Origin of the sequence: Pseudoalteromonas sp. SG41-2 (assembly GCF_014164535.1) — a bacterium.
GTDB classification, from domain to species: domain Bacteria; phylum Pseudomonadota; class Gammaproteobacteria; order Enterobacterales; family Alteromonadaceae; genus Pseudoalteromonas; species Pseudoalteromonas rhizosphaerae.
On sequence record NZ_JACJFK010000027.1, the window covers coordinates 20,688 to 27,252 of the forward strand.

Sequence of the window (6,565 nt, forward strand, 5' to 3'; positions counted from 1 at the left end):
GCGCACAGTATTTACTGTGCGTTTAAGTTGCATGAATAAAGAAAAACGATACGAAATACTCTCTCGCTTGCGCGAGCAAAACCCACATCCAGAAACCGAGCTTGAATATTCAAGCCCGTTTGAACTGTTAGTTGCGGTAACGCTATCAGCACAAGCAACTGACGTTGGGGTAAATAAAGCCACCCGTAAGCTCTTTCCCGTCGCCAATACGCCGCAAGCAATTTTAGATTTAGGCCACGATAAACTTCGCGATTACATTAAAACCATCGGTTTGTTTAATTCTAAAGCTGCCAATGTGTACAAAATGTGCCAAATTTTAGTTGATAAGCACAACAGCGAAGTGCCTGAGAATCGTGAAGCCCTAGAAGCCCTACCCGGCGTTGGCCGTAAAACTGCTAATGTAGTACTTAACACCGCCTTTGGCTGGCCGACCATCGCTGTAGATACGCATATTTTCCGTGTTTCAAACCGCACTAAGCTTGCTATGGGTAAAGACGTGGTTGCGGTTGAGCAAAAGCTCGAAAAAGTTATCCCCAAAGAATTTAAAGTAGATGTACACCATTGGCTCATACTGCACGGACGTTATACCTGTGTTGCCCGTAAACCAAAATGTGGCAGCTGTATAATTGAAGATTTATGTGAGTTTAAAGACAAGACTGAATAATGTTTATTCTTTTTTGAGCCAATAAGTAAACTTTAAATTTTTATCTTTGCTGTTGGTTTTTTGCATGCATTATTTAACTGCTAATGACTAACTAATTACATTAAAATGACGGTATTCTTATTCAATTTTTAGTACTTCGATTTTAAGTAAAGAAAACAATAAATTTCCTAAAAAATGCTTGTACATAGCTTCTATTTCTTCTTTAGATATAGTTCCACCACGTATAAGGACTTCTTGCCGCTCAGCTGGCTCTTTTATGATAAACCCGGTAGAACTGAACCCATTTTTTTCATAAAACGCTTTGCGCTTAACTCTTTGTTGATAGTTTTCTGTCTTTTCATCAAGCTCCTCAATAGTGAGTACTATTCTTTTATTTGAATGCTTTTCATTCATAGAATCCATTACTTTGCTTCCGTAACCACTTGAGCGGAGCAATTCAGATATAGCAAAAAACTTTACACAGATAATTTGTTTATATTCTTTAGTGTAGAGAAAACCAACCCATTTATTATTATCATAAATAATATCAAAGCCATTTTTTCCATTCCTCATTCTGTATTTAACAAGCCATTCTGGTAGTCTGTGAACTTTTGGAAAAGCTTCGAAAAAAAGGTCTATAACTTTTGAATAGTTAAAATCATGTTTGTTAAGTGGGCGAAAAGTGATCATCATATTAACCCTGCAAGCCAATCAACAGTTAAGATAGTAGTAAAAACCTTTAATCCAATCAAACCGAAAAATATGAATATAAATGTAACTTTAATTTTTTTACTTTTTATATTATTCCAAGATAGAAGTTTTGCTTGAAATTCACTTTTTAGCTCATCAATATCCTCTTTCATACATAATTCCCTATCTCGTGCTGTAATTATATCAACTACAACACAGTTAATATGAGTTACCAAATTAACTTTGTAACTAAAAGTTCCGATGATGCCTAATGCAAACACATGATCTTTGCTCTTTAGGATTTCAACTACCAGCATTTTGAAAGCTAGTTACATCTTCCTTCCTTATATCTAAGTTGGCCAACCATTGCTGTAGATACGCATATATTCCGTGTATCAAACCGTACTAAGCTTGCTATGGGTAAAGACGTGGTCGCGGTTGAACAAAAGCTTGAAAAAGTGATCCCCAAAGAATTTAAAGTAGACGTACACCATTGGCTAATATTACATGGCCGTTATGTTTGCATAGCCCGCAAACTAAAATGAGGCAGCTGTATTATTGAAAACTTGTGTGAGTTTAAAGATAAAACTGAGTAGATATAGACCCAAACCTGTAGATAAAACACCTTCATTTTAAACGATTATTAATTATAAACCTCAATTATCAGGCTTATAAGAATAAGCTCAGTGATTAATTCGCATTCCAGTCTTTTTTTCTGTTTATTAAAGTAGGTGCCTAACTTTGGCACCTTTCATTTTCCATACCTTGTAAATCAATTTAAATAAAATCTGTTTATTCGTGATTTGGCGTAATTATTAGAATATTTTCAAAGTATTAATTTCACAAGCGTCAATCCTTTAGTTATGCTGTTGAGCATTATGAAATTTTATTGCGAGAATTCCTATGTTACCTATACTTCGTATCTTGTTAATTGAGCAAGACCCCGCCACCTTGCAAGAGCTTTCTACTAATCTGTCGAAAACCATCCCAAATTTTGAGCGAGATGATATTCATATCGATATTATTGAGCGTCTTGAGCTAAAACAAGCATTGGACATTGTAGAGGAAGATGGCGATATTCAGGCCGTAGTGCTTAGCTGGGATTTGCAAAATAAGGTTGGCGAGCGCACTTATAGTCGCTTTATCGAGCAGTTAAAGGGGATCCGCCTTGAGTTGCCTGTTTATGTTATTGGCGATGATACGAAGGGGCTAGAAATCGTTAATGAGTCGGAGGAGATTGAGTCTTTCTTTTTTAAAGATGAGGTGATTTCTGATCCTGAAGCAATTTTAGGCTATATGATCAACGATTTCGATGACCGCTCAGAAACCCCATTTTGGACTGCGTATCGCCGTTATGTTAGCGAAGCAAACGATTCTTGGCATACACCAGGTCACAGTGGCGGCTCGAGCTTTAGAAATTCTCCTTATATTAAAGATTTTTATCAGTTTTATGGTCGTAATGTGTTCGTGGGCGATCTGTCGGTTTCTGTTGATTCGTTAGGATCATTATCAGATAGCACCAATACCATTGGCCGTGCGCAAGAGTCAGCAGCGGCGACGTTTGAGGTTAAGCATACCTATTTCGTTACCAATGGGTCGTCTACCTCAAATAAAATCATCTTGCAGACATTGCTGCGCAAGGGCGATAAAGTGATTATCGACCGCAATTGTCATAAATCTGTGCACTATGGCATTTTACAATCAGCGAGTTTACCTGTTTATTTGTCGAGTATTTTAAATCCAAAATATGGCATCTTCGCGCCGCCGTCGTTGGCCGACATTAAACAGGCGATAGAACAAAATACCGATGCGAAATTGCTAGTCCTCACCGGTTGTACTTACGATGGCCTACTGAGCGATCTGAAACAGGTGGTAGAGTTTGCCCATCAACATGGTATTAAAGTATTTATTGACGAAGCGTGGTTTGCTTACTCTCTGTTTCATCCAAGCCTACGATACTATTCCGCCATTCATGCTGGCGCTGACTACGTCACCCATTCAGCACATAAAGTGGTATCGGCGTTTTCTCAGGCGTCTTATATTCATGTTAACGATCCCGATTTTGATGCTGATTTCTTTCGCGAGATTTACAGTATTTACGCCAGTACATCGCCAAAATATCAGCTTATCGCATCGCTTGACGTGTGCCAAAAGCAGTTAGAGATGGAAGGCTATAAGTTACTCAATGCTTTGTTGAACCATGTGGAAGAATTTAAACAACAGATGGCTTCACTCAAACAAATTAAAGTACTAGGTAAGCAAGACTTTATGGAAATATTTCCGCACTTTAGTGGTGATAACATGGGTCACGATCCGCTAAAAATTCTCATCGATATTAGCGAATTACCTTATTCATTAAAGGATATTCATAAATACCTGCTGGATGAAATTGGCCTAGAAATAGAGAAGTACACTCACAGCACCATCTTAGTGTTACTGACGCTTGGCGGCACGCGCTCAAAAATAATTCGTCTTTATAATGCGCTCAAAAAACTCGACAGCGGTAAAGTCAAGTTGTCAAAATCGACGCGACGATCTCGCTTGCCTGAGAATCTACCAGCAATAGACTTAGCGTGTATTCCAAGCGATGCCTTTTATGGCGAGCGTGAATCTGTGCCTATCGGTAAAAGTAACAACCGTATTTGTGCCGGTTTAGTCACCCCCTATCCACCAGGTATTCCTCTTTTGGTGCCGGGACAGCATATTACTGAGGAACATATAGAGTACCTTAAAGAGTTAGCAGGACAAGGTTTGACGATTCAAGGGAGTTTTGATGGTGAAATCTATGTTCTTAAGGGCAAAGTTCAAAAGTAAAAATATACTTTAATACAGCCGAACTCCTTATAACGAAACAGCAATGTCACACGATATTGCTGTTTAGTGCGTTATAATTCTAGGCCACTTTAATAGAACTTGGTGTGCTAAGCTAATGTTAATATTAGGCAATATCACGTCAGAATTTAAAGATAAGACAGAGTAAATAATACGAAGTATAGTAGATTAAAGAACTGACCCTGACACTACAAAAATAAATGAAGCGGATGCGTGATAATGCTAGTTAAGAACAAAAAAACGCTTACTTTAATGCGCATTGCTGCATTTATTGTCACCATCATGAGCATATACTTTTTTGCCCCTTGGCAGTTTGCTTTATATTACTTGCAACCGCTACCGGCGACGATCAAAGAACAAACACAAGAGGCTATTGAACAAGGAGTCGATGGCATTATTGTGTATATTCATAGACAAGGACAGCAACCTGAATTTTTTGCAAACGGTTGGCATAATCGAGATCAAAAAATCCCCGCTTACCCTAGTGCACTTTTTAAAATTGGCAGCATTCGAAAGTTATATGATGCAGCAGCTTTAACCAAACTTTCAGCCGCTGGACGTATTGATGTAGATAAAACACTGGCTGATTATCTTCCATCATTAATTGGACGCATTGAAAATGCAGATAAGATAACACTACGAATGATGGTAAAGCACAGAAGTGGCATACCCAATTACACAGACACTGATCATTTTGATTGGTCAATCACCTACCCCGACCCGCTTGCATTAGTACTCGATACTCCCGCTGACTTTAGTCCTAATGCTGATTACGGCTATTCTAATACTAATTATTTGTTGCTGCGGAAAATCATGTCTAATGTGCTGGGTTATGACCATAACCAATTTATTAAAAACGAGATTTTAACGCCATTGGGCTTAACGAATACCTTCGAGTCTGTAAATGAGATAAATTTAGCGCTATTAATGAGTGGCTATTATGTTGGCTACGAAAATGATTTTAAAGCACTTGATCAAGGGTATGTGGCAACAGCACAAGATGTGGGCGACTTTATTGTGGCATTAAATAATGGCACATTTTTTAGTGAACAAGAGCAAGCTTTGTACGCATCACTCTATAAATATGAGCACACAGGTTGGGTATTAGGGTATTCAAGCATTGCTCGTTATTATAAAGATATCGATACAGTCGTTGTGCAGTTTATAAATACTAATGGCAATGATACTGTGTTGCTCACAGAAATAATTTATAATCGGATTATTGATATTTTAACAGCGCAGCAGTAGTTACAGAGTAGCTGCGTTATCAAAAATTTATGTGAATTTTAAAGAGGGTTTAAATGCGTTTATTACACACCATGTTACGGGTTGCTGATCTAGATAAATCAATTGCGTTTTATACTCAAGTACTCGGCATGAAAGAGTTACGCCGTGCTGATAACGAAGAGTACCGCTATACCCTCGCCTTCGTAGGCTATGGCGATGAAAAAGACACAGCAGTACTTGAGCTGACCTATAACTGGGATACCGACAGCTATGATTTAGGCAATGCCTATGGTCATATCGCGATTGAGTTTGATGATATCTATAAAGCCTGTGCTGATATCAAGGCCGCTGGCGGCAATGTTAGCCGTGAGCCAGGACCTGTTAAAGGCGGCACAACAGAAATTGCTTTTGTAAAAGATCCAGATGGCTACTCAATTGAATTAATTCAGAAGAAAGAAAATATGAGTAAATTTTAGCAAATATATGTAATAGGTTTGCTAATCCGCTTTTTATTTATTTAAGCTCAACTCTGATACGATATTAAAAAAGGTGCTGTATGCACCTTTTTATCGTAATTGACTGTCTTTACTGCCACGTCGGTTAAACCCTTTAGAAAGCGTGCCTTTACCTTCTAGTTCAGCTTGGCAACTTACACAATACTTCACACCAGGTAACGCGAGCCTTCGTGCTTGTAGTATTGGTTCATCACATTCTTCACATAGCTCGGCACTAGCTCCAGAAACTAAATTACTTCTAGCATATTGCACAGCATCATTAACGCTGGCATCAATTTGATCTTGAATTGCACCCTCTCGTGCCCATCCACTTGCCATATAACCTCCTATTTATTTGGACGTTTATATGTACGCTAACATAGATGAAGTTTATTTAAGCTGAATATAAGAAAGGGAAAGATACTAATAAAATTTAGGAGTTATTATATAAAATATTTAATTTTTAGATTTTAACTTGGATGAATAATTCTGAAGTAACTATAGAAATGCAGTTAAACTGATGTTACAGGCTTTTTAATAAAAGCTATCTTACTAATAAATAGTAAGTTTCGTCCCAAGAGATTAGTACTCTTGTTAACGTTGTGTATAGAGAGTGCGGTGTCACACTTTCTTGCACATTACTTAAAAAAAGTAAATGGCGTCCCCAAGGGGATTCGAA

Annotated in this window: 7 protein-coding genes and 1 pseudogene; 5 read left to right on the forward strand and 3 right to left on the reverse strand. The window is 37.9% G+C overall.

What is annotated here, in order from left to right:
* Positions 1-31: 31 nt before the first annotated feature.
* Positions 32-664 carry an endonuclease III gene (gene nth, locus H5186_RS18280; RefSeq protein WP_182794756.1) on the forward strand — a complete coding sequence of 211 codons (633 nt, stop codon included), beginning with the start codon at positions 32-34 and terminating at the stop codon, positions 662-664.
* Positions 665-781: 117 nt separating this feature from the next.
* Here the strand turns inward: nth and H5186_RS18285 are convergent, their stop codons facing one another.
* Both H5186_RS18285 and H5186_RS18290 read right to left on the reverse strand, forming a co-directional pair.
* Positions 782-1,336 carry a GNAT family N-acetyltransferase gene (locus H5186_RS18285; RefSeq protein ID WP_182719342.1) on the reverse strand — a complete coding sequence of 185 codons (555 nt, stop codon included), beginning with the start codon at positions 1,334-1,336 and terminating at the stop codon, positions 782-784.
* Complete coding sequence (locus tag H5186_RS18290; protein ID WP_149980691.1) at positions 1,333-1,650, reverse strand: hypothetical protein; 318 nt, start codon at positions 1,648-1,650, stop codon at positions 1,333-1,335. The genes H5186_RS18285 and H5186_RS18290 overlap by 4 nt, the downstream gene beginning before the upstream one ends.
* A 39-nt stretch (positions 1,651-1,689) precedes the next feature.
* Here H5186_RS18290 and H5186_RS18295 point away from each other — a divergent pair.
* The 4 genes and pseudogenes from H5186_RS18295 to gloA all read left to right on the forward strand — a co-directional run.
* Positions 1,690-1,878 (forward strand): annotated as a pseudogene (locus tag H5186_RS18295) (endonuclease III); the annotation flags it as partial.
* A 358-nt stretch (positions 1,879-2,236) separates the two neighbouring features.
* On the forward strand, positions 2,237-4,147 hold the full coding sequence (locus H5186_RS18300; protein WP_182794757.1) for an aminotransferase class V-fold PLP-dependent enzyme: 1,911 nt from the start codon (positions 2,237-2,239) through the stop codon (positions 4,145-4,147).
* A 234-nt stretch (positions 4,148-4,381) separates the two neighbouring features.
* Positions 4,382-5,413, forward strand: coding sequence for a serine hydrolase (locus tag H5186_RS18305; RefSeq protein ID WP_182794763.1), 1,032 nt, complete (start codon positions 4,382-4,384; stop codon positions 5,411-5,413).
* 53 nt (positions 5,414-5,466) lie between these two features.
* A complete protein-coding gene (gene gloA / locus H5186_RS18310) occupies positions 5,467-5,868 on the forward strand; it encodes a lactoylglutathione lyase (protein WP_145240703.1) in 402 nt (133 codons plus the stop codon).
* A gap of 90 nt (positions 5,869-5,958) precedes the next feature.
* On the opposite strand, the gene H5186_RS18315 is transcribed toward gloA, so the two are convergent.
* Positions 5,959-6,225 carry a DksA/TraR family C4-type zinc finger protein gene (locus tag H5186_RS18315; RefSeq protein ID WP_145240701.1) on the reverse strand — a complete coding sequence of 89 codons (267 nt, stop codon included), beginning with the start codon at positions 6,223-6,225 and terminating at the stop codon, positions 5,959-5,961.
* Between the last annotated feature and the right edge of the window lie 340 nt (positions 6,226-6,565).